Here is a 22,690-nt window from a genome sequence, read left to right as displayed (position 1 = left end):
GCAACACTGAATTATGTTTTATCAAATTATTATAATGTCCATTTCATAATTCAGTTTGTGCGTCATATCAACATCTCAGGAAATATATTGATCGTAAATTCAATTAAAATATGGCGTAATATCTGCGATAGATATAAACAAATTATCGAACTATTTTCCATTATCAAAACTCAGCCTCTTTAGATAATTTTAGGCTATCATAATCATCAAATTTCCAGTAACCGATTTATTAACACTTTTTTAATCAATAAAATAATTAAGCTGATAAAAATCAAAAAATGCGTTAAAGTGATTCAAATTTGATCTCGATAACGATCAACCCACATAGCAGTGGAACCGCACACAGCAATCGGCATGATAACTAAATTTAATAACGGAATCATAGTGAAAAAGCTAATTAATGAACCAAATGCCACATTATCGAGTTTGTCTTGACTGAGCAGCACCTTCATTTGATTAAAACTTATCTTATGATTATCAAAAGCATAATCAGCATATTGAATATTAACCATCCATGCGGTAAAAATAAACCAAATAATCGGCGTAATAGTTTGACCAAATAGGGGAATAAAATAGGTTAAAAGTAATGGAATAGCCCATATTAAATAATAGATTAATTTTTGTATTTCCCGTTTCATAATACGGGGAATATCTTTAATAATATCCCAAAAAGTCGTTTCTGGTGCTGGTAAACCAGTCAATATTGCTTCGACATGTTCTGCTAATAATCCATTAAAAGGCGCGGCAATAAAATTAGTAACTGTACTAAAGAAATAACAAAAAAAGACAGCCATTGTCACAACTACAACTAGGGTCATGATATAGCTTAACCAGTGCAACCAATCAGGTAAAAAAGCGAAACCAAAATCTATCCAAGAAGATATTTTAGCAAAAAACCAATAGAACATCAGGGACATAATAATTATGTTGGCTAACATGGGTAAGATAACATAGCGACGAATACCTGGCATCTGAATGAGTGAATAGCCCTGTAAAAAATAGTGAAAACAATGTTTATTAGTCATTAAATAGTTCCTGAAAATTTAATAGCGCTTGAACTTCTTGTCGCAGTAATTTAATTAATTCACGTTTACCAGAAATACTATATTGTTTGCCGACACTTTGTTCATTAAATGCCGAAGAATACAATGCTAATAATATTGGTGCCGACTGTCTGATTTTAATATTATTATGAGATTTAATCTGATTAGCTAAACGCGATAATACCGCAAAGCTTGCCGAATAAGCGTATAATGTTGTGGCAAATAATGTTAATTCAAGTTTATCGTCCCGTGTCAATTGTTGAGCATGATTTATCATAATTGAGATTGGCTGATTAATGCGATTTTTTAGCCAATACCAATTACGCGCTAAACGCTGACACATTCTTTTCTGGAGTTGTTTTGCTCTGTCAGTGATAGGATACATCGCCATAACAGCATAACTACCACTACTGGCTTCCTTATGAGTACCGATATGAACTATGCTAAAACCTAATTTTAACCAAAAATTAGCAACATCTGACGCATAAGCAAAACTAACTGACAAGTAATCATAAGAATTTGTTTGGGGATCTTGAATAAGATGCTTTATCATTTGTGTTCCAATCCCCTGCTGACGATGATTTTCCGCTAAGGCAATGCGATTAATCCGCAAAGACTTGCATACCGCGGCCTGTCGTTCACCTGCGTGGGCAACTAACGACTGCGCCACCAAATTACCTCGTGGTCGGCGAAAACCTCGAATAATATCTTCTACTAATACATCAGTTAATCCTCCCTCTTCTATCACTACTAATGCACCAATAATATTGTGAGCTAACATCGCAACATATAAATGAAGATGATTGGCATCAAGAATGCGACGTAAGTCAAGCAACGTTGTACGGTAATGCGCACTCTTAAGTAAACCAAAATATTGCGCCAATAACTCAGATGAACTTACTAACTGAGCTTGTGGTAATGGTTTTATCATTACTTCATCATTCGTGACAGTATGACTGGCTTTATATTGATCCGCGACAATAAGCTGATCAGTAAAGATTTCTAAAGGATCATTATGAGCCCATCTTATGGGGTTATACAACCGATAATGATGAGTAAGTTTAGTTTTACTTATTTGTTTAAATAACTTTAATAATAGCCCTTGTCCAGTACCTTCATAACCATCAATCGTAGAGGTTAACAAAATGCGATAAGACTGATTTAATAATTGATATAGCAGCGGTAACGGAATCATTGCTGCCTCATCAATGACTAGCCAGTCTGGGCGATCAGTTGAATAATTAAGATGTAAAATAAGTTCATCTGGTGCAAAAAAGATCGTCTCATCTGGCGCGAATTTCAGCAATGTTGTTACAGCGTTTTTATTAGGTGCAGTAACCCAACATCGACGATGATGACAGAACATACCAGCTAACGCCGATTTACCACGACCTCTTTTAGCGGTTAATAATGCTATATCGTCAGCATTACTTAATAGTTGATGTAGTATGTCGCTTTGTTCAGTATTATTAGCAAATTCCCCCAAAACATTATGCTTGAACTGATTAGCTTTAATTATACCGATTAATCCTTGTGGGCTTTGTAACTGCTTATCTGTCAACAAATGACAATGACTTGGATAGCTTTGATGATGATAACTAATTGAGTGCAATAAATGACTTACAAAATGCGGTACTGATTTTGGTTTCACATCATCATTCCAGCGTAAACTATCTTGATCCAACCAATGATACCAATGATGGGGTAATAATAACAGCAAAATGCTGCCAGCAGTTAATGTGCCACTTAAAACAGCAAAAGCATCTAAATTAAACATTTGTCGGGCATCAAAAATAGCATGAGTGAACTCTCTACCCAAAAGTTGTTTTGCCTCTTTCGGATGCAGGCTATTAAAAGATAGTTTGGCAAGTTCGGGGTGTTCCGTGATAATAACCCAATCATCGACAATTTTTTGACAAATCGTCATTAACTGTTGTTGTATTCGATTTTCATCACCTTGTATCACAATTAAATGACGAAAATTATCCTTCATAATATCAATCTACCCTTTTCCTAACATCAACGAGAGTACACCTGCCGCGATCAACGGCCCTACAGGTACTCCTTTAAAAAAGGCTACGCCGATTAATGTGCCAACAATTAGACCATTAACAATAGTCGGATCAAGTTTCATCAATGTAATTCCTCGAGAGCCAAGCCATGACACCAAAATTCCAACCACAATGGCTAACAAGGATTGCCAAGTAACGAATGATTTTAAAATCTCTTTAATACCAATTGAGCCATCAGCTAAAGGTACCATCATGGCAGCAGTCAGCATAATTATGCCAACTGTTAAACCATACTGATTTAAAATTGGAAAATAAGCCGATAAAGGTGTTAATTTAAAAAGGAGTAACAATAAAACAGCAAAAGTAACAGTGTTATTATGTGTTACATAACAAAGACCAGCTAATGCTAATAGAATAAAAAATGTGATATCAAATTGAGTCATCATCGCAGCAAGATTTACCTAAAGTGAACTAAACAATAAAAAATAAAATTAACACACGGATATAATTTAGATTATTTTTAGTAAGCGTGAATAATTATATACAATTAATGAGGGTTATTTTAACTTAGTGCAGTTCTTACTGCACTATTAATGAATGGATTTTTATTAATTTATTACAAAACTAAAGAGGCACACCAATACGATGAGCAACTTCTTCATAGGCCTCAATCACTCCACCTAAACCTTGACGAAAACGGTCTTTATCCATTTTTTTCATGGTATCATTTTCCCAGAGTCGACAACCATCCGGCGAAAATTCATCGCCAAGCACAATTTCCCCATTAAATAAACCAAACTCTAATTTATAATCGACAAGAATCAAACCTGATTTAGCAAATAAATCAGTCAAGATGGTATTAATTTTGAAACTAAGTTCCTTCATTCGATTTAATTGTTGTTCCGTCGCCCAACCAAAAGCTCGACAGTGATACTCATTAACCATTGGATCATGTAAGGCGTCATTTTTTAAAAATAATTCAAAGGTTGGTGGATTCAAAATTTCACCCTCTTTAACACCTAAACGCCTAACTAAAGAACCAGCAGCACGGTTACGAACTACACATTCAACCGGAATCATCGTTAATTTCTTAACCAAAATTTCAGTATCAGAAACTAACTTTTCAACTTGTGTTGGAATGCCAGCTTGCGCTAATTGGGTCATAATAAAATAATTAAACTTATTATTGATCATTCCTTTACGATCAAACTGTTCAATACGTTGACCATCAAAAGCTGACGTATCATTCCTAAATTCAAGAATCAGAAAATCAGGATTTTCAGTAGTATAGACAGTTTTTGCCTTTCCGCGATAAAGCTCTGTTATTTTTTTCATTTTCAAATCCAGTATTTAATCGATTAAAAGAATCGTGTCATTAACAAAACATTTTGTTATTTATTAATTATGTCCTGCATTTCAAAGTAATTTATTAAAATGCCCGGAGTTAAAGCCAAAATAAGCAAACTGCTCTAGATATAATTAAGGAGCATTGCTGCTCCTTATTTTAATTTTCTGCTTCTGTTTTAGAAGTCATAGTAGAAGATGGTAAATCATTTACTAACATGTTATAAAAATCAACGGTGTAACGTTGACTTTCTAAAACATCAGCAGAAATATCCTGCCCGTTTTGCTTTAATGAAATGAGTTGAATCTTGATATATTCTCTACCAAAAGTAACATGACGTTGTAATAAATACCTTGCTTCAATCGATCCAGTTTTATCACCCTGTGTTATAAACCGTGAGCCTGTTTTAATAGTTTGATTATCATTCTGTTCAATCGCAATATTATGATGAGTCAACATTGCCGGAATCTGAGCCCAAAAGCCAACATATTCAGGCAAATCAACTAAAACCTCACCTGTTTGGTAAGTCGCAGAACTATCTGGCACAATAGCTAATGGCAAAACAGGTGGACGTATATCAACGTTGTGACCAACCATACCTTCTGAAGCGGACTTATTAATAAAAAAATCAGGGATTGGCTGAGGAACTTTCATTCCATTTGGAACAATTAAAGGCCTTATTTCAGGGGTACTCAGATAATCTTCATTTCCATCAACTTCACGTTGAAATCGATCATCGGAACTACAACCAACAATTAATAAGGATAAGATTGCTGATAATACTAATGATTGTTTAAACATATTTTTCAACTTTAATTCCAAAATGATTTTAAACTAATTTGGCTAATTTTAACGCTTTTTCAAGCTCTGGTATAGCATTATTACTTAGTGGTGTTAAAGGTAAACGCATCGTGGCATTTTGAATAAGTCCTAATTTTTCACAAGCCCATTTAATGGGAATAGGATTAGATTCAATAAATAATGTGGAATGTAGTTTCACTAAATTTTCATTAATTTCTCTAGCTTCTTGAACATGCCCTTTTTTCACTAGCTGGCAAATATTGGCAATTTCTTTAGCTGCGATATTGGCCGTCACTGAGATAACACCGTCTCCCCCCAACAACATAAAGTCCACAAAGGTATTATCATCACCACTAAGTAATTTAAAGTCTTCGCCAACTAATTTACGTGTCGTATATACACGACTTAAATCGCCAGTTGCATCCTTCAACGCGACAATATTATTTATTTTAGCTAATCTTGCCACTGTCTCGGGTTTTAGATCACAACCTGTACGACCTGGAACATTATAAAGAATTTGCGGTAATCCGGTATTTTCCGCAATAGCCTTGAAATGTTGGTATAAACCTTCTTGAGTCGGTTTATTATAGTAAGGCGTAACAGTAAGGCAACCAGCAACCCCGAGTGTTTCAACTTGTCTAGTCAGTGAAATGGCCTCTGCCGTGGCATTTGAGCCTGTACCAGCAATAACCTTAATCCGTCCATTTGCAAATTCAATGGTTTGTTTAATCACATCAATATGTTCTTTATGATCTAAAGTCGCAGATTCGCCGGTGGTTCCGACTGAAACAATTGCGGAGGTGCCATTTTGTATATGGTATTCAACTAATTTATTTAGGCTTACTTTGTCTACATTGCCTTTAACATCCATTGGCGTAACTAGCGCTACAATACTGCCTGTAAACATAACATAACCTCGATTGTAATTATATTTGATGATAGGAAAATTTTTGCCACAGTATGGGGCATTTTCCAACGAAATTCAACTTAACCGCCGTGCTTTATATAGGAAATAATTAATTGTAACAATTTTATAAATCATATTATTTTTATTTATTATTTGACTGTCCAAAATTTCTACCTTATTTACTTTTAAATATGATATACGGTTAATTATTTATGCTGGGTTATCAATATCAATAAATGTAGATTCAAATCCATATTCCTCCGCCAACCATTGACCTAATGCTTTAATCCCGTAACGTTCTGTTGCATGATGGCCTGCAGCATAAAAATTAATCCCATATTCACGAGCAATATGAATTGTTCGTTCAGAAACCTCACCTGTAATAAAAGCATCACAACCTTGCAAAGCAGCCTGTTCAATAAAATCTTGTCCGCCACCACAACACCAAGCAACCCGGTTTATAATTTCTGGGGCATTATCACCGCAATGCAATACTGAATGTTCTAATTTGCTTGCAATGGTATCTTTAAACGCTAAAGCAGTTTGTGGTTTGAGCAACTGACCTTTAAATAATAAATCAGTAATTGATATTCGTTCTTCTATATCAATACCTAATAAATGACCAAGTAAAACATTATTACCAAGTAAAGGATGACCATCTAAAGGAAGATGGTAACCAAATAAATTAATATTATGTTGTAATAATGTCCTAAGACGACGATATTTCATTCCGGTAATTGTAACGGGTTCATTTTTCCAAAAAAAACCATGATGCACTAAAACCGCATCAGCATCTAGTTCAACAGCAGCATCCAATAAACGTTGACAAGCCGTTACCCCTGTCACTATCTTTTTAATTTGGGCTCGACCTTCTACTTGTAATCCATTTGGAGCAAAATCTCGATAGATAGAAGTTTGTAAAAAATCATTAAGATTCTGTTCTAAAGTATAATTAAGCATGCTTACTCCAATAATAATTAATTAGATGTACATTATTTACGACGGATTATAGATGTTTTCACGAATTAACTCATCTTTAATTAAAGATAATTTATAACTTAATTTTTTGCTATTTATAACATATTAAAACGACTTTTTAACTCTTCTAGATTAATAACAAACACTATAAAAATTTAATAATTTATTTTTATAATCAGGCCATTAAATAACAATTCACAATTTAAAATTATGTCTCAGGTTGAGAAATAATTGTTATTTATAAATGTTTGTAAATTAATCAATCTGATTCATAATTAGGATTTTACTCAGACTGATAAATAGATTTTAATTGACTAACGTGTTAAATTTATCGGCAAAATCTTTTTACTGAACATCGTAATGTTATATTCCCTTAATAAACATTACTAACTTCACATAACCATAAGGACTATACAATGCATATAGGTATCCCCAAAGAGCGGTTACCGAACGAAGGTCGATTAGCAGCTACACCTCAAACTGTAGGTCAATTGCTAAAACTTGGCTTTACCGTTTCGGTAGAACAAGGTGCTGGTCAAATCGCTAACTTTGCAGATGAAGCCTTTATTGATGCTGGAGCTTCGATCCAAACTACGCATGATATTTGGCAAAATGACTTAATACTTAAATTACATGCGCCTACTGATGAGGAAATTGCCCTTATTAAAGAAGGAGCAACGTTAATCAGCTATATCTATCCCGCACAACATAAAGAACTCCTAGAAAAACTAGCCGCGAAAAATATTACGGTTATGGCGATGGATTGTGTACCACGGATTTCACGCGCCCAATCACTTGATGCATTAAGTTCTATGTCCAATATTTCTGGATATCGTGCTGTCATCGAAGCAGCTAATCAATTTGGTCGTTTTTTCACTGGCCAAGTCACGGCTGCAGGTAAAGTTCCACCAGCTAAAATATTAGTCATTGGAGCCGGTGTTGCTGGTCTGGCTGCAATTGGAGCCGCAGTTAGTCTTGGTGCCATTGTCCGCGCATTTGATACTCGTCCTGAAGTAGCCGAACAAATCCAAAGTATGGGTGCGGAATTTTTAGAACTTGATTTCCAAGAAGAAGCTGGCAGTGGCGATGGCTATGCCAAACAAATGTCAGCGGCATTTATTGAAGCAGAAATGGCGCTTTTTGCTGCTCAAGCGAAAGATGTAGATATTATTATTACAACCGCTTTAATTCCTGGAAAACCAGCGCCAAAATTGATCTCTAAAGAAATGGTTGCATCAATGAAGCCAGGAAGTGTTATTGTTGATTTAGCTGCTTTAACCGGTGGTAACTGCGAGCTAACTCACCCAGGCGAAGTTTATGAAACCGAAAATAAAGTCAAAATTATCGGTTACACTGATTTGGCTAACCGCATGCCGGCACAAGCGTCACAATTATACGGTACAAACATTGTTAATTTATTGAAATTACTTGCCAAAGAAAAAAACGGTGAGATCGATATTAACTTTGAAGATGTCGTCATTCGTGGTGTTACTGTAGTGAAAGACCAAGAAATTACTTGGCCGGCACCGCCGATTCAGGTATCAGCGCAACCGCAAAAACCAGCGGCTAAACCGGTTGTCAAGCCTGAAGCGAAACCTATGTCGCCTGCATTACGTTTTAGTATTTTAGCATTTGCGATATTGTTATTCTTTTGGATTGCTTCAGCAGTACCGAAAAGTTTCTTATCGCATTTCACCGTATTTGCTTTATCGTGTGTTGTTGGCTATTACGTAGTATGGAATGTGACACATTCACTACATACTCCATTAATGTCAGTAACTAATGCCATCTCAGGTATTATTATGGTCGGTGCAATATTACAAGTCACAGCTAGTAATGGGTTTATCATTTTCCTTGCTACAATTGCCATCTTGATTGCTAGTATCAATATTTTTGGCGGATTTTTTGTCACCCACCGTATGCTAAAAATGTTTCAACGTGGCGGTAACAATAGCAAAGCTAAAGGAGAATAAACATGAATTCAGGAATTATTCAAGCCGCTTACGTTATTGCAGCACTACTATTTATTTTTAGTTTAAGTGGCTTATCTAAACAAGAAACAGCTAGATCTGGCAATATTTACGGCATAATCGGTATGAGCATTGCCTTAATTGCGACGATAGGAAGTTTAAATAGTGGTATCGGATGGGTAATCATAGCCATAATAATCGGCGGTGCAATTGGCATCATTTTAGCCAAAAAAGTGGAAATGACTCAAATGCCAGAACTCGTTGCATTACTTCATAGTTTTGTTGGTATGGCTGCGGTATTAGTCGGTTTTAACAGTTACCTTGACAGTGAACAATTTTCATCGCATGAACTATTAAAAAATCTAGTTGAGACTAATACTAATAATGAGCTCATGGTTCATTTAATAGAAATTTTTGTTGGTGTATTTATTGGTGCAGTAACATTTTCTGGCTCAATTATCGCTTTCGGCAAACTTAATGGTCGCATCAGTTCTAAACCGTTGTCATTACCTTATAAGCATTATTTAAATTTAGGTGCAATACTGTTCTCAGTTCTTTTAATGACTATGTTCCTAAATTTTCATGATAATACAGCCTTTGCATCGTTTTGTTTAATCATTATGACATTAATCGCTTTAGCTTTTGGTGTTCATTTAGTTGCTTCAATCGGTGGCGCTGATATGCCTGTCGTGATTTCAATGCTAAATTCATATTCAGGTTGGGCCGCTGCTGCAGCCGGCTTTATGCTTGATAATGATTTATTAATTGTTACAGGTGCATTAGTCGGTTCATCAGGAGCAATTCTCTCTTACATTATGTGTAAAGCAATGAATCGTTCATTTATCAGCGTCATAGCGGGTGGTTTTGGATCTGATGGTAAAGCAGCAAGCACTGAAGAAGAAATGGGCGAATATCGTGAAATGCAACCGATTGATGTTGCTCAAGCGCTAAAAGAAGCGCGTTCAGTTATCATTGTTCCTGGATATGGAATGGCTGTTGCACAAGCACAGAGTGCTGTAAGTAGTATTACTGAAAAATTACGTGGCATGGGGATTGAAGTTCGATTTGGTATTCACCCTGTAGCTGGTCGGTTACCTGGTCATATGAATGTATTACTCGCTGAAGCTAAAGTACCTTATGATATCGTTTTAGAAATGGATGAAATCAATGACGATTTCCCTGATACCGACGTCGTTTGGGTTATTGGTGCTAATGATACCGTTAACCCAGCAGCCTCTGAAGATCCTAGCAGTCCGATTGCTGGAATGCCAGTACTTGAAGTTTGGAAAGCGAAAACAGTAATTATATCTAAACGTTCCATGAATACTGGTTATGCCGGCGTGCAAAACCCATTATTTTTTAAAGAAAATAGTTACATGTTATTTGGCGATGCTAAGGCAAGTGTTGAGAAAGTATTACAAGACATCTAAGTATCACTGTTAAAATACGTAAAACTCGCCAAATGGCGAGTTTTTTATTTATCAGACTTAAATAAACTACCGTTGAACAACAAAAAACCGGTTAATATAGTTTGTCAAGTTATGTTATCTGGCGCATGTCACAGTCAGCTAATACTAGCATTTTGCAGCTCGATCCAATAAATCTATCCATTTAAAAATAAATTAACTAAAAGCGAAACACTTAATTTTTTCTCATTATTCAGCCCTTTTTATAACTCAAGTAATAAGAAAATTAATCACAAAGTGCCCAAAAAAATTGTTCTACCTTAAATAAAAAAATAGCATTAATATAATATCATTATATTTCAAATAGATATGGGAGATGAAATGAAATTACGTAAAATTATGATTATTGGCGTTGGCAATGTTGGTTCCACCACCGCTTATACATTGGTTAATCGTGGTTTTTGTGAAGAAATAGCACTCGTAGATCTTAATAAAGAATTGGTATATGGGCATCAACAAGACTTATTAGATGCAGCCGCATATCGACAAAATATGGTGAAAATTTCGCTTCGCGAAGCCAATGATTGTGCTGATATTGATATTGCTATTATATGTGTTACTTCTGGTCTCGCTCAAAAAAGTCGTGCCGAAGAGCTTATTGGCACATCTAAGATTGTTGCCAATATAGTTCCCGGAATGATGAAAAATGGTTTTAAAGGCATTTTTCTTATTGCGACTAATCCATGTGATGCGATTACATACTATGTTTGGAAATTATCTGGGTTACCTAAACATCGCATTTTAGGTACAGGGGTATGGCTAGATACTGTACGATTACGCCGTTTACTAGGAGAATCAATGGATATCGGCCCACAAAGCATTGACGCGTTTATTGTCGGTGAACATGGCGATTCTCAATTTCCGGTTTGGTCTCATTCCTCACTTTATGGTATTCAACTTAATCAACTGAATAAAACACAACTCAATTTTGAATTAATTGGCGATAAAGCACGTAAAATGGGGTTTGAAATTGTTAACTGTAAACATTGTACCGAATATGGTATTGGCAGTACGATTGCTGAAATTTGCCAACATATCATGACCAATAGTCACCGAGCGCTTGCTTTATCTTGTATCCTTGATGGTGAATATGGTTATCATGATGTGGCAATCGGTGTACCGGCAATACTAGATCAACATGGGATAAAAAAAATTATTACACTTGATTTCAATAGTCAGGAACAAAAACTGTTCGACAACAGTATTAATATCATAAAAAATTATATTACGCATCTACCAAAATAACGACAAAAATTGGTTATAATGTATTCCGCATTAATGAAAAAAGATTTAACGTGCAATAATAAAATGCACGTTTTTTCCACCAAATAGATAAAAAACCGCTTAAAATAAGACTAACGATGATTAGTTTTAATAAATGTTAATTTCTATAAGCTCTGAATAACACCTAATAAAATATGATCATTTAAGCTATAATGACAAATTGTTATTAGCGTTATAATTTATCAAGGATCTTTATGTCATTTAATTCACTTGGTTTGGACACCAAGATAGTGGAAGCTGTTAATGCCCTACGATTTTCCCAACCCACCGAAATTCAACAACAAGCAATCCCAAAAATTCTAGCCGGTAAAGATATTATGGGCAGTGCACAAACCGGTACCGGTAAAACGGCTAGTTTTGTCTTACCTATATTACAGAAGTGGCTTGTTAAATCTAACCTTAAAAATGATGTGATAGAACCGAAAAAAGGTAGGCGACCAATATATGCTTTAATTTTAGCGCCAACTCGTGAACTGGCTGCACAAATAGGTGATAATATTCGTGATTATAGTCGTTTTTTACCAATTCGCTCTTTAGTTGTCTTTGGTGGTGTAAGTATTAATCCACAAATGATGAAATTGCGTGGCGGTGTTGATATCCTAGTGGCAACGCCAGGACGATTATTAGATTTAGTCCAAAAAAATGCTGTCGACCTAAAAACAGTAAAAGTTCTGGTGCTTGATGAAGCTGATCGCATGTTAGATATGGGATTTATTCACGATATTCGCCGAGTGATTACTAAATTACCCAAAAAACGCCAAAATTTAATGTTTTCAGCTACGTTTTCTAATGCTGTAACGCAACTGGCACACACGCTTTTAAATTCTCCAGAAACCTTAGCTGTAGCTACGACTAATAGTACTTCTAAGCAAATCACCCAGTATGTACACCATGTTGATAAAAGCCGTAAACGTGAACTATTATCCTATTTAATAGGTAGACAACAATGGTCACAAGTTCTTATTTTCACGCGTACCAAATACGGTGCAAATCATTTAGCTGATCAGCTTAATAAAGATGGTATTAAAGCTTCGGCAATTCACGGCAATAAAAGTCAAGGCGCTCGAACGAAAGCACTAGCCGATTTTAAACATGGGAAAATTACAGCTCTCGTTGCTACTGATATTGCTGCGAGAGGACTTGATATTGAACACTTGCCTTATGTCGTGAATTATGATCTACCACAGATTGCCGAAGATTATGTACATCGTATCGGTCGTACTGGACGAGCTCAAAATAGTGGTCAAGCTATTTCGCTGGTCTGTGTTGATGAACTGCCACAATTAAAATCAATTGAAAAATTGATCCAAGTTAATATTCCAAAATTAACTACTGAAGGATTTGCCGTCAATCCTAATATTAAACCGACTTCAGTAAAGAAAAATGGTATTCATAAAAATGCCAAGAAACTTAAATAAAACAATTATTAATATTACACTTTTTATTTTCATCAAATATACGCGAATATTGATTTTATCGGAATGTAGACAAATTAATAGCAAAACAATGTTGCATACAATATTTAAATCAGATAAAGTCAATTGCTAATGATGAAAACTCTGACCAGGTACTTTTTTATTCTATTAATAAGGAACTATTTCATGACTAATCGCAGTCGTCGTTTGAAAAAAAAATTACATATTGAAGAATTCAAGGAATTAGGTTTTACCGTTAGTTGGTCATTTGCAGAAGGTACTGATGCTAAAACTTTGGATAGCGTTGTTGATCTATTTATTAACGAAGCTATTAAACCAAATGGTCTAGCTTATGAAGGAAGTGGTGATCTAAATTGGCAAGGTTTAATATGTATGCAAAAAATTGGTAATTGCACTGAAGAACATCGTAAGATCGTTAGCGATTGGTTAGTTAATCATGGACTTAATAGGGTTAAAACAGGCCAGCTAATTGATATATGGTGGGATGAGTTAGATTTTTAAGCAACCCACACATCTTTTCAACGGGTATTTATTATCGCTAAAGGTTACTCAGGTAACCTTTCAATTTTATAATGTCCCTTGGCAAATTAGTCCCTATCACACCGTAATACACCACCATTAGCGAGCTGATCTTTCGAAATTTCATGAATGATAATTTGTACTGCTTCTGGTTTACAATTCAATGTTTCAACGATTGCCTGAGTAACTCGTTTCGCCATCTCTCGTTTTTGTTCGATGGTTCTACCTTCCAAAAAATCTATCACAACATTTGGCATATCCTTTCCTTTTAGTTCAAACGATTTATCTGTTCAATCTGGGCATCAGTCAACATAATATCACTATTTTGACAAATGGATATTCCCGATTGAATAATCATATTAGCAATTAGTTTTGCGTCGTCAAGCGAATGCATTTTATAAGTACCACACTGATATTCATTTAGTTCAGGAATATCTTTTTGTGAGTTTACTTGCATTATATCTTGCATCGCGGCTAACCAACTATCAGCAACTTTTTTTTCAGATGGTTGACCGATTAGACTCATATAAAATCCAGTACGGCACCCCATAGGAGAAATATCGATAATTTCCACCTGTTCGCTATTGAGGTGATCTCGCATAAAACCAGCAAACAGATGTTCAAGTGTATGAATTCCTTTTTCGGAAAGTAGTGCTTTATTAGGTGTAGTAAAGCGTAAATCAAAGACAGTTATCGTATCACCTTTTGGCGTTTGCATAATTTTAGCAACTCTAACAAAAGGTGCTTTCATTTTAGTATGATCGACTTTAAAGCTATCAAGTAGTGGCATAATTCCTCTCCATTTAATTATTTGAGATATCAGATTGCTTAAAATGATCTAACATCGTTTGTTCATCCATAATCTGAATAGATAATTCTTCTGCTTTGGTCAATTTAGAACCTGCAGACTCGCCAGCAATAACTATATCGGTATTTTTAGACACACTTCCGGTGATTTTAGCACCTAATTGCTTAAGTTTTTCTTTTGCTTCATCACGTGGCATAGATGATAAAGTGCCGGTTAAAACAATCACTTTATCCTTAAAAATATTGTTAACAATATTTGGTGCTTTTACCGTAACGGGTTGCCAGTTAATCCCGATTTTATCGCTGATTAAGGCATCAATTATATTACGGTTATGTTCTTCTTCAAGAAAATTAACAATACTTTTTGCTATTACTTCACCAATATCATTGACCTTTTGTAGTTGCTCTACATCACAATTGCGAATAGCTTCTAATGAACCAAATTCATTAGCCAAACTTTCAGCGGTAACTTCACCAACATGTGGAATACCTAACGCAAAAATAAATCGCCCTAAAGTTGTACGTTTTGATTTATCTAGAGCATTACGTAAATTAGTCGCTAATTTTTCACCAACTTTATCCAATGAACACAATTGTGGTAATGTTAAATAGTAGAGATCAACCGGCGTTTTAATATATTGTTTATCAACAAGTTGTTCGATAATACGATCCCCAAAACCGGTAATATCCATTGCTCTGCGTGAAACAAAGTGTTTTAAAGATTCTTTACGTTGCGCAGCACAAAATAACCCACCAGAACAGCGAGATATGGCTTCCCCTTCGTCACGAACAATCAACGATCCGCATACTGGACAATGCGTTGGAAATTCAATAGTTCGAGTATTTTCAGGACGTTTATCTAACATCACAGCGACCACTTTAGGGATAACATCCCCAGCACGACGAATGATTACAAAATCCCCTTCACGAATACCTAAACGATCAATTTCATCACTATTATGTAGTGTTGCATTACTGACCACAACACCCGCAACGGCTACAGGCTCCAGTCTAGCAACAGGCGTAATAGCCCCCGTTCGTCCAACTTGAAAATCGACTTTTAATAGCTGTGTAACTTGTTCCTGAGCTGGAAATTTAAACGCAATAGCCCAACGTGGAGCGCGAGCTACAAAACCAAGTTGTTGTTGTAAGTCAATTTGATTAACTTTTATTACCACGCCATCAATGTCGAAACCTAATGTCATACGCTCATTTTCGACATTATGGAAATAATCCAATACTTCTGACGCACCATTAACAATTTTGACATAGTCACTAACCGGAATACCCCATTGTTTAAATTGCATTAATCTACCGTAATGGGTATCAGGCAATGTTGCTCCTTCAAATATACCGACGCCATAACAATAGAATGAAAGTGAGCGTTTTGCAGTGATTCTTGGATCTAACTGCCGTAACGAACCAGCTGCTGCATTGCGTGGATTAGCAAATACTTTTTCATGGTTTTTTTCTGCATCATGATTTAATTTATCAAACGCTTGATGCGTCATAAAAACTTCGCCTCGCACTTCTAAACGTGAAGGAATATTTTCACCAATGAGTTTAAGTGGAATCGATTTTATCGTTTTGACATTTTCACTGATATCTTCCCCCATATTTCCATCACCACGGGTTGCAGCACGTGCAAAGTTGCCATTTTCATAGAGGATGCTGACAGCTAAACCATCCAATTTCAATTCGCAGCAATATTGCAAATTGGCTGACGAGCTATCAATTCGTTCACGAACGCGCTTATCGAATGCGATTAATCCATCATCAGCAAAAATATTATCTAAGGATAACATCGGCATTTCATGTCGAATCGTTGTAAACTGATTTAATGCCATCCCACCAACTCGCTGCGTAGGGGATTCTGGCGTGATTAGTGCAGGATATTTTAGCTCAAAATCGCGTAATTGTTGCATCAATTTATCATATTCAACATCAGGAATTTTAGGATCGTCTAATACATAGTATTGATATTCATGTTGACGAATTATATTACGCAATTGTTCAACTTGTTGTTTAATATTCATGGGTGCTTACTCACAGCTCGTCTTATCGTTTATAATTAAAGTTGTTAAAAAATAGATATCATTTTAATAAAGCTGTTTATCCATTACATATCGCTTTTATTCGTTTTTTATAGCTATCAATTTCTTGCGGAGTAAGCATGTGATGTTGATGATCTAAAACAACGCCATTGACATCATCAGCAATCCGTTGAACAGATTGCAACATTAATTTAAAATTTTGTGAAGTATTACCATAAGATGGTATCATCATAAAAATCGATACACCAGGTGTCGAAAACTCATGCATTGTTTCAGGATCTAACGTTCCAGGTTTTACCATGTTAGCCAAGCTGAAAAGTACCGGTCCATTTCCAGCAGGATCTAAATGTCGATGAAAAATTTGCATTTCACCAAATTGAAAACCTGATTGAATAATACTACTTAATAATAAATCACCGCGGATATTTTCACCATTTAGACCCGTTACATGTAATACTAACACATCATTTTGGCTATCTTTTTGTTCTGTTTGTTCTGTTTGTTTATTTTCTTGTTCAAGACTTTCAGACAGCTCTTTTTCCGGCATGAACGTAATTGGATTATCTTTTATAGGTGATGGTTTAATACTTTCCACCTCTGGTCGCTCATCAATATGACTATCAAAAGTGTTATTTGGCTGATGTTGATTAGAATTTTTAGCATATAAAGGGTCCTCTTCAGCAAATAAATCCCGTTGGATAGGTATAGACGGTTGTGATTCGATTATAAAATCTTTCGCTGAGTTATCAAAAAACGTTGGAGAGGAATTGGAAACGCTTTCATCGCTTCTCTTCGCGATGATATCTCGTGAATGTAAATCATCGGTAAAATTATCATTAAAATCTTCTTCAAAAGAACGAGAATCTTGCCAAGATAGGTCATTAGAGTCTAGTTTATTTCTTGATTGTCTTTTAGATTCAAAAAGATGTGAACGCTCTTTTTTATTAATCCAAAATCCATGAATCAGTAATGCAATGATTACCAACGAGGCAATAACAATTAGTACAATTCGTAAATTATCCATCATACCTATCTCTATATTAATTTTGTGTTGCTATATTACTGTATTTGATTAGTGATACTCAAGCTTCTTAAAAACTTTATCCGTTTAATTTTAATATTTATTGTGTTAGATTACAAAGAGATATGAATTTTATTATCATAAATTTATCAAAAAAAACAAAATATATCATTTTTCACCATAAAATCTTGAATTCAGAAAAAGTAAATCTCAATTAGGTCACCTAGCAAATAATAATCTTGATTAATCATAAGTTTTCTTAACATCCCATTACCTTAAATATATAAATTTTTAGTTCTCTGTGCTATCATGAGAATAGTAGCTTACATTCAAATCTGAAATTCTGTAGAATCAACTTCCTTTACAATTTATGATCTACTTTTTTACATACTAACATTCTAATTTTTTACCGAGGTTATTTTAATATGAGATTAAAAAAAGCATTACATCCAGCTACCCTTGCCTTGATGATAGGGGGAAGCATCTTACTGACAAGTTGTGGTGAAAATAAATCTAATGCTGATAACAATAAAATACCGCCGGTAGCAGTTAAAATATTTCAAACTCAACCGCTTAATTATACCATCAAAACAGTATTACCTGCGCGTGTTGTCGCATCACAGATTGCTGAAATTAGACCACAAGTCAGTGGCATTATTCTTAAACGTGAGTTTGATGAAAGTAGTAACGTTACTGAAGGACAATCACTTTATCAAATCGACCCGGCAATTTATCAAGCCACTTATGATAGTGCAGTAGCGAGTGTTGCTAGCGCCGAAGCTAATGCGAATATTGCTCATTTAACCTTAAAACGTTATGAAGGATTATTGAAAACCAAGTCTATCAGTCAACAAGATTATGATAAAGCGCAAGCTGACTCCCAACAAGCCGATGCAGCAGTTCTGGTTGCCAAAGCAAATTTACACACGGCAAAAGTCAATCTTGACTATACCAAAGTTTACTCACCAATTCAGGGGTACATTGGTAAATCAAATGTTACTGAAGGTGCATTAGTCAATGCTGGGCAACAAACACCTATGGCATTAGTGCAGAAACTTGATCCGATCTATGTCGATATGACTCAAGCGGCTACCATTTTTGAACGCAATGAGAAAGATCGTGACACACTTTATAAACCTGCCGAAAAGGTAGAATTATTCTTTAATGATGGTTCTAAATATGAATATAACGGAAGTGTAAAGTTTTCAGATAAAACAGTTAATGAAACAACTGGAACGGTAACTTTACGAGCTGAATTTGCTAATCCTAATTCTAAGATCTTACCTGGTATGTTCGTAAAACCTCACTATACCCTTGGTAATATTGAAAATGCGATTCTGGTTCCGCAAAAAGGTATCACTAGTAACCAACTTGGTAATTATACGGCAATCATTGCTATTCCAATGAATAACACCGCCGGCGGCAATGAGCAGCAAACATATTATTTAGAACAACGTAACAATGTTAAAGTTTATTCTGGTATACCAGGATATTGGATTGTGACTAGTGGTATTAATGCTGGCGAAAAAGTAGTAATTTCGGGATTATTGAATTTGGCAGGAAGAAATCTTAATGACCCTAAAAATAAGACTATCGTAAATATTATAAATATAAAAGAACCAGATATGCTCAGTCAAAAACAGTTAGATACAATCATTGAAAATAATCTCAAGTAGAAAAATCGGAGTTTTTAATAATGGCTAAGTTTTTTATTGATCGCCCAGTTTTTGCTTGGGTAATTGCAATTATGATGATGTTGGGAGGAGCTCTTTGCATCAAATTACTTGCAATTGAACAATATCCTGATATTGCTCCCCCTGCAGTAACAGTAACAGCAAGTTATCCAGGTGCAGATGCTCAGACTATCGAAAATACAGTCACCCAATTAATTGAGCAAAATCTTACTGGTATTGACAACTTACTTTATATGAAATCAACCAGTAGTGCTCAAGGAATCGTTCAAACTACTTTAACTTTTGCACCAGGCACAGATCCCGATTTCGCTCAGGTTCAAGTGTTAAATAAAGTGGAAAGTGTTAAATCACGTCTACCTGATAGTGTCCAGAAAAATGGTGTATCGGTAGCAAAAAATAACACTAACTTCTTAAAAGTCATTGGTTTTTATTCAACCAATCCTGAAAAAAAACAAGCTGATATTGCTGACTTTATCTACTCCACAGTTCAAGATCCACTACGCCGAGTACAAGGCGTTGGTGATACCACTTTATTTGGTTCAGAATATGCGATGCGTATTTGGCTCGATCCAAATAAAATGAACTATTTTAAATTATCTACTCAAGAAGTGATTGCGGCTATTCAAGCACAAAATGCACAAGTTACAGCAGGTCAGTTAGGTGCTTATCCGATTAAAGAAGGTCAAGAATTAAATGCCACTATTACTGCTCAATCTCGACTCAAAACGCCAAAACAGTTCCAAAATATTTTAGTTCGAGTCAATACCGATGGTTCTAATTTACTATTAAAAGATATAGCTAAAGTGGAGTTAGGTGCTGCAGATTATAACTTTATATCACGTTATAATGGACAGATATCAAGTGGTTTAGCCATTTATTTGGCAACCGGTGCTAACCAACTGGATACTTCCGATGCTGTAGATGCCAAGTTAGCCGAGTTAGCTAAGATTTTTCCAGATGACATTAAGTATGATTTTCCTTATGACACTACGCCATTTGTAAAATTATCAATTGATAATGTGATTGAAACATTAATTGATGCGATCGTATTAGTTGTTTTGGTGATGTTTTTATTCTTACAAAATCTCCGTTCAACCATTATTCCAACGATTACTGTTCCGGTCGTTTTATTAGGTACATTTGCGGTTTTATATATCACAGGCTTTACTATCAATACCTTATCCATGTTTGCGATGATTCTTGCCATTGGTTTATTAGTGGATGATGCAATCGTAGTTATTGAAAACGTGGAACGTATTATGCATGATGAGGGGTTATCACCTTATGATGCTACTGTAAAATCGATGGAGCAAATCACTTCCGCACTGATCGGTATTGCCGTGGTACTTTCTGCAGTATTTATTCCCATGGCTTTTTTTGGCGGTGCGGCCGGTGGAATTTATCGTCAATTCTCAATAACGATTGTTACCTCCATGGCTTTATCCGTAATAATGGCTATTATTTTAACACCAGCATTATGTGTACAAATCCTTAAAGCTCCATCAAAACACGGAACAGAAAAAAAATCGATTTTCCAAAAAATCTTAAATATTCCGCCATTTAATTGGATATCATTAGCGACAAATAAGATTTTTTATTATTTTAATTTTGCTTTTACCAAAAGCCAGCACGTCTATGAAAAAGGCGTTATTAAAACATTAAATAAACCAATAATTAGTCTTTTAGGTTATATTATCATTCTTTTAGTTTTCATCGTTGGTTACTTGAAACTGCCTACTTCTTTCTTACCTGATGAAGATCAGGGGGTAATTATTATGATGGTTGAGTTGCCACCAGGTTCAACCCTTGATCAGACTGAAGCTGTACTTGGTAAAGCAACCAATTACTTTAGAACCAAAGAAGCCGACTCCGTAAAAGAAACATTCACTGTTGCTGGCTTTAGTCTAGCCGGGCGTGGACAAAATGTCGGTTTAGGATTTATTAAACTTAAAGATTGGGATTTAAGAAAAAGTAGTGATCAAAAAATTGGTGCAATTCTTCAGCGTACAAATGGCTTCTTAAGAACCATTACTGAGGCGCGCAGTTTTGCACTCAATGTGCCAGCTGTTCCTTCTTTAGGTATGTCTAATGGTTTCTCTTACGTTTTAATGGACAGTGCAGGTCAAGGTCATAATGCGTTGATGGGAGCATTTTATCAAACCTTATCTGCCGCAATGCGTAATCCACTACTAACCCAAGTCAGACCAGGTGGGATGCTCGATGTTCCGCAATATAAAATTGATGTCGATTTTGAAACAGCACAAGCATTAGGTGTGTCAGTTAGCAACGTTAATAGTGTGTTATCAACCGCCTTAGGATCAGCGTATATTGATGATTTTGTTTATAACAATCGTGTAAAAAAAGTCTATGTCCAATCAGATGCCAAATATCGTATGTTACCTGATGATTTTAGTATTTGGCATGTTAAAAATAATAATGGCGATATGGTTCCTTATGATGCTTTTGCTAAAACATCTAAAACCTTCGGATCACCTTCATTGGTTCGTTACAATGGTGTTTCAGCCATGGAAATCAGTGGTGTGGCAATTCCTGGAGAAAGTTCGGGCTCAGCAATGGCAATCATGGAAAATATTTCTCAACAGTTACCTCGAGGGTTTACTTATGATTGGACAGGATTATCTTATCAAGAACGGGAAACCGGTTCTCAAAAAATGATGCTGATGTTTATCTCTCTTATCGTTGTATTTCTTTCATTAGCAGCTCTTTATGAAAGCTGGACTATTCCAATTTCGGTACTTTTAACAATACCTGTTGGCGTATTTGGTACGGTTTTAGCAACCTCATTATTCAAACTTGAAAATGATATCTATTTCTTTGTTGGATTATTAACAACCTTAGGATTAACTGCTAAAAATGCGATTCTAATTGTAGAGTTTGCTAAAGATGCTATTGAAAAAGAAGGTAAAAGCATTTTTGATGCTACATTGGAAGCATGCCGTTTACGATTACGACCGATTTTAATGACCTCTTTTGCCTTTATTCTGGGTGTTTTACCACTTGCGATTAATAGTGGCGCAGGGTCAGCCAGTCAAAATTCAGTTGGTACTGGTGTTATCGGTGGTATGATTACCGCTACATTTATCGCTATATTCTATATACCATTATTCTTTTTATATTTAACTAAATTTGTCGATAAATTTGATCGTAAAAAGAATAATCAAGATAAAGATATTTCTATACCAACAAAATAACGTTTAGATAAATTAAAAATGCGCCAATTGGCGCATTTTTTTAATTTTTGACAAAACCAAAACTTAAAAACCTTAACATTGCTTATTATAAATTTTGCCGAAAGTTATTTAATTATCTTATTCACAATAAATCTATTAATT

The 22,690-nt window shown here is 35.3% G+C and carries 18 protein-coding genes; 7 read left to right on the top strand and 11 right to left on the bottom strand.

Going from position 1 to position 22,690, the window contains the following annotated elements; genetic code table 11:
* Window positions 1-293: 293 nt before the first annotated feature.
* The 7 genes from cysZ to FcAc13_RS04230 all read right to left on the bottom strand — a co-directional run bounded on the left by cysZ (window position 294) and on the right by FcAc13_RS04230 (window position 7,068).
* Window positions 294-1,025 carry a sulfate transporter CysZ gene (gene cysZ, locus FcAc13_RS04260; RefSeq protein WP_187754968.1) on the bottom strand — a complete coding sequence of 244 codons (732 nt, stop codon included), beginning with the start codon at window positions 1,023-1,025 and terminating at the stop codon, window positions 294-296.
* Window positions 1,018-3,036 carry a tRNA(Met) cytidine acetyltransferase TmcA domain-containing protein gene (locus tag FcAc13_RS04255; RefSeq protein WP_187754967.1) on the bottom strand — a complete coding sequence of 673 codons (2,019 nt, stop codon included), beginning with the start codon at window positions 3,034-3,036 and terminating at the stop codon, window positions 1,018-1,020. The genes cysZ and FcAc13_RS04255 overlap by 8 nt, the downstream gene beginning before the upstream one ends.
* 9 nt (window positions 3,037-3,045) lie before the next feature.
* Entirely contained in the window at window positions 3,046-3,498 is a 453-nt protein-coding gene (locus FcAc13_RS04250) for a DUF441 family protein (protein ID WP_187755089.1), read from the bottom strand.
* 181 nt (window positions 3,499-3,679) lie between these two features.
* Entirely contained in the window at window positions 3,680-4,390 is a 711-nt protein-coding gene (gene purC, locus FcAc13_RS04245) for a phosphoribosylaminoimidazolesuccinocarboxamide synthase (protein WP_187754966.1), read from the bottom strand.
* A gap of 169 nt (window positions 4,391-4,559) precedes the next feature.
* Entirely contained in the window at window positions 4,560-5,201 is a 642-nt protein-coding gene (gene bamC / locus FcAc13_RS04240) for an outer membrane protein assembly factor BamC (RefSeq protein ID WP_187754965.1), read from the bottom strand.
* Between the two features lie 28 nt (window positions 5,202-5,229).
* Window positions 5,230-6,108 (bottom strand): 4-hydroxy-tetrahydrodipicolinate synthase, encoded by an 879-nt coding sequence (dapA, locus tag FcAc13_RS04235; RefSeq protein WP_187754964.1) that lies wholly within the window; start codon window positions 6,106-6,108, stop codon window positions 5,230-5,232.
* Between the two features lie 210 nt (window positions 6,109-6,318).
* Window positions 6,319-7,068 (bottom strand): Nif3-like dinuclear metal center hexameric protein, encoded by a 750-nt coding sequence (locus FcAc13_RS04230; protein ID WP_187754963.1) that lies wholly within the window; start codon window positions 7,066-7,068, stop codon window positions 6,319-6,321.
* A 434-nt stretch (window positions 7,069-7,502) separates the two neighbouring features.
* Between FcAc13_RS04230 and pntA the strand changes: the two genes are divergently transcribed.
* The 5 genes from pntA (at window position 7,503) to FcAc13_RS04205 (ending at window position 13,743) form a co-directional block, all read left to right on the top strand.
* Entirely contained in the window at window positions 7,503-9,059 is a 1,557-nt protein-coding gene (pntA, locus tag FcAc13_RS04225) for a Re/Si-specific NAD(P)(+) transhydrogenase subunit alpha (RefSeq protein WP_187754962.1), read from the top strand.
* A gap of 2 nt (window positions 9,060-9,061) precedes the next feature.
* Window positions 9,062-10,486 (top strand): Re/Si-specific NAD(P)(+) transhydrogenase subunit beta, encoded by a 1,425-nt coding sequence (gene pntB, locus FcAc13_RS04220; protein WP_187754961.1) that lies wholly within the window; start codon window positions 9,062-9,064, stop codon window positions 10,484-10,486.
* A 357-nt stretch (window positions 10,487-10,843) separates the two neighbouring features.
* On the top strand, window positions 10,844-11,767 hold the full coding sequence (locus FcAc13_RS04215; RefSeq protein ID WP_187754960.1) for an L-lactate dehydrogenase: 924 nt from the start codon (window positions 10,844-10,846) through the stop codon (window positions 11,765-11,767).
* Window positions 11,768-12,000: 233 nt separating this feature from the next.
* Window positions 12,001-13,224: a DEAD/DEAH box helicase gene (locus tag FcAc13_RS04210; RefSeq protein WP_187754959.1), complete on the top strand. Its 1,224-nt coding sequence runs from the start codon at window positions 12,001-12,003 to the stop codon at window positions 13,222-13,224.
* Between the two features lie 183 nt (window positions 13,225-13,407).
* Window positions 13,408-13,743, top strand: a complete 336-nt coding sequence (locus FcAc13_RS04205; RefSeq protein ID WP_187754958.1) for a YggL family protein — start codon at window positions 13,408-13,410, stop codon at window positions 13,741-13,743.
* An 86-nt stretch (window positions 13,744-13,829) separates the two neighbouring features.
* Here the strand turns inward: FcAc13_RS04205 and FcAc13_RS04200 are convergent, their stop codons facing one another.
* The 4 genes from FcAc13_RS04200 to zipA form a co-directional block, all read right to left on the bottom strand.
* Window positions 13,830-14,018 (bottom strand): 2-hydroxymuconate tautomerase, encoded by a 189-nt coding sequence (locus FcAc13_RS04200; protein ID WP_187754957.1) that lies wholly within the window; start codon window positions 14,016-14,018, stop codon window positions 13,830-13,832.
* 11 nt (window positions 14,019-14,029) lie between these two features.
* Window positions 14,030-14,551, bottom strand: coding sequence for an S-ribosylhomocysteine lyase (gene luxS / locus FcAc13_RS04195; RefSeq protein WP_187754956.1), 522 nt, complete (start codon window positions 14,549-14,551; stop codon window positions 14,030-14,032).
* A 13-nt stretch (window positions 14,552-14,564) separates the two neighbouring features.
* On the bottom strand, window positions 14,565-16,604 hold the full coding sequence (gene ligA / locus FcAc13_RS04190; protein ID WP_187754955.1) for an NAD-dependent DNA ligase LigA: 2,040 nt from the start codon (window positions 16,602-16,604) through the stop codon (window positions 14,565-14,567).
* A 76-nt stretch (window positions 16,605-16,680) separates the two neighbouring features.
* Window positions 16,681-17,649 (bottom strand): cell division protein ZipA, encoded by a 969-nt coding sequence (zipA, locus tag FcAc13_RS04185; protein ID WP_187754954.1) that lies wholly within the window; start codon window positions 17,647-17,649, stop codon window positions 16,681-16,683.
* A gap of 419 nt (window positions 17,650-18,068) precedes the next feature.
* Between zipA and FcAc13_RS04180 the strand changes: the two genes are divergently transcribed.
* Both FcAc13_RS04180 and FcAc13_RS04175 read left to right on the top strand, forming a co-directional pair.
* Complete coding sequence (locus FcAc13_RS04180; RefSeq protein WP_187754953.1) at window positions 18,069-19,319, top strand: efflux RND transporter periplasmic adaptor subunit; 1,251 nt, start codon at window positions 18,069-18,071, stop codon at window positions 19,317-19,319.
* 20 nt (window positions 19,320-19,339) lie between these two features.
* The gene (locus FcAc13_RS04175; RefSeq protein ID WP_187754952.1) at window positions 19,340-22,549 is read left to right on the top strand and encodes an efflux RND transporter permease subunit; all 3,210 of its coding nucleotides are present in this window, start codon (window positions 19,340-19,342) and stop codon (window positions 22,547-22,549) included.
* Window positions 22,550-22,690 lie beyond the last annotated feature (141 nt).

Source organism: Frischella japonica (assembly GCF_014489845.1).
Lineage (GTDB): Bacteria > Pseudomonadota > Gammaproteobacteria > Enterobacterales > Orbaceae > Frischella > Frischella japonica.
This window is presented reverse-complemented; position numbering and strand designations above follow the sequence as displayed.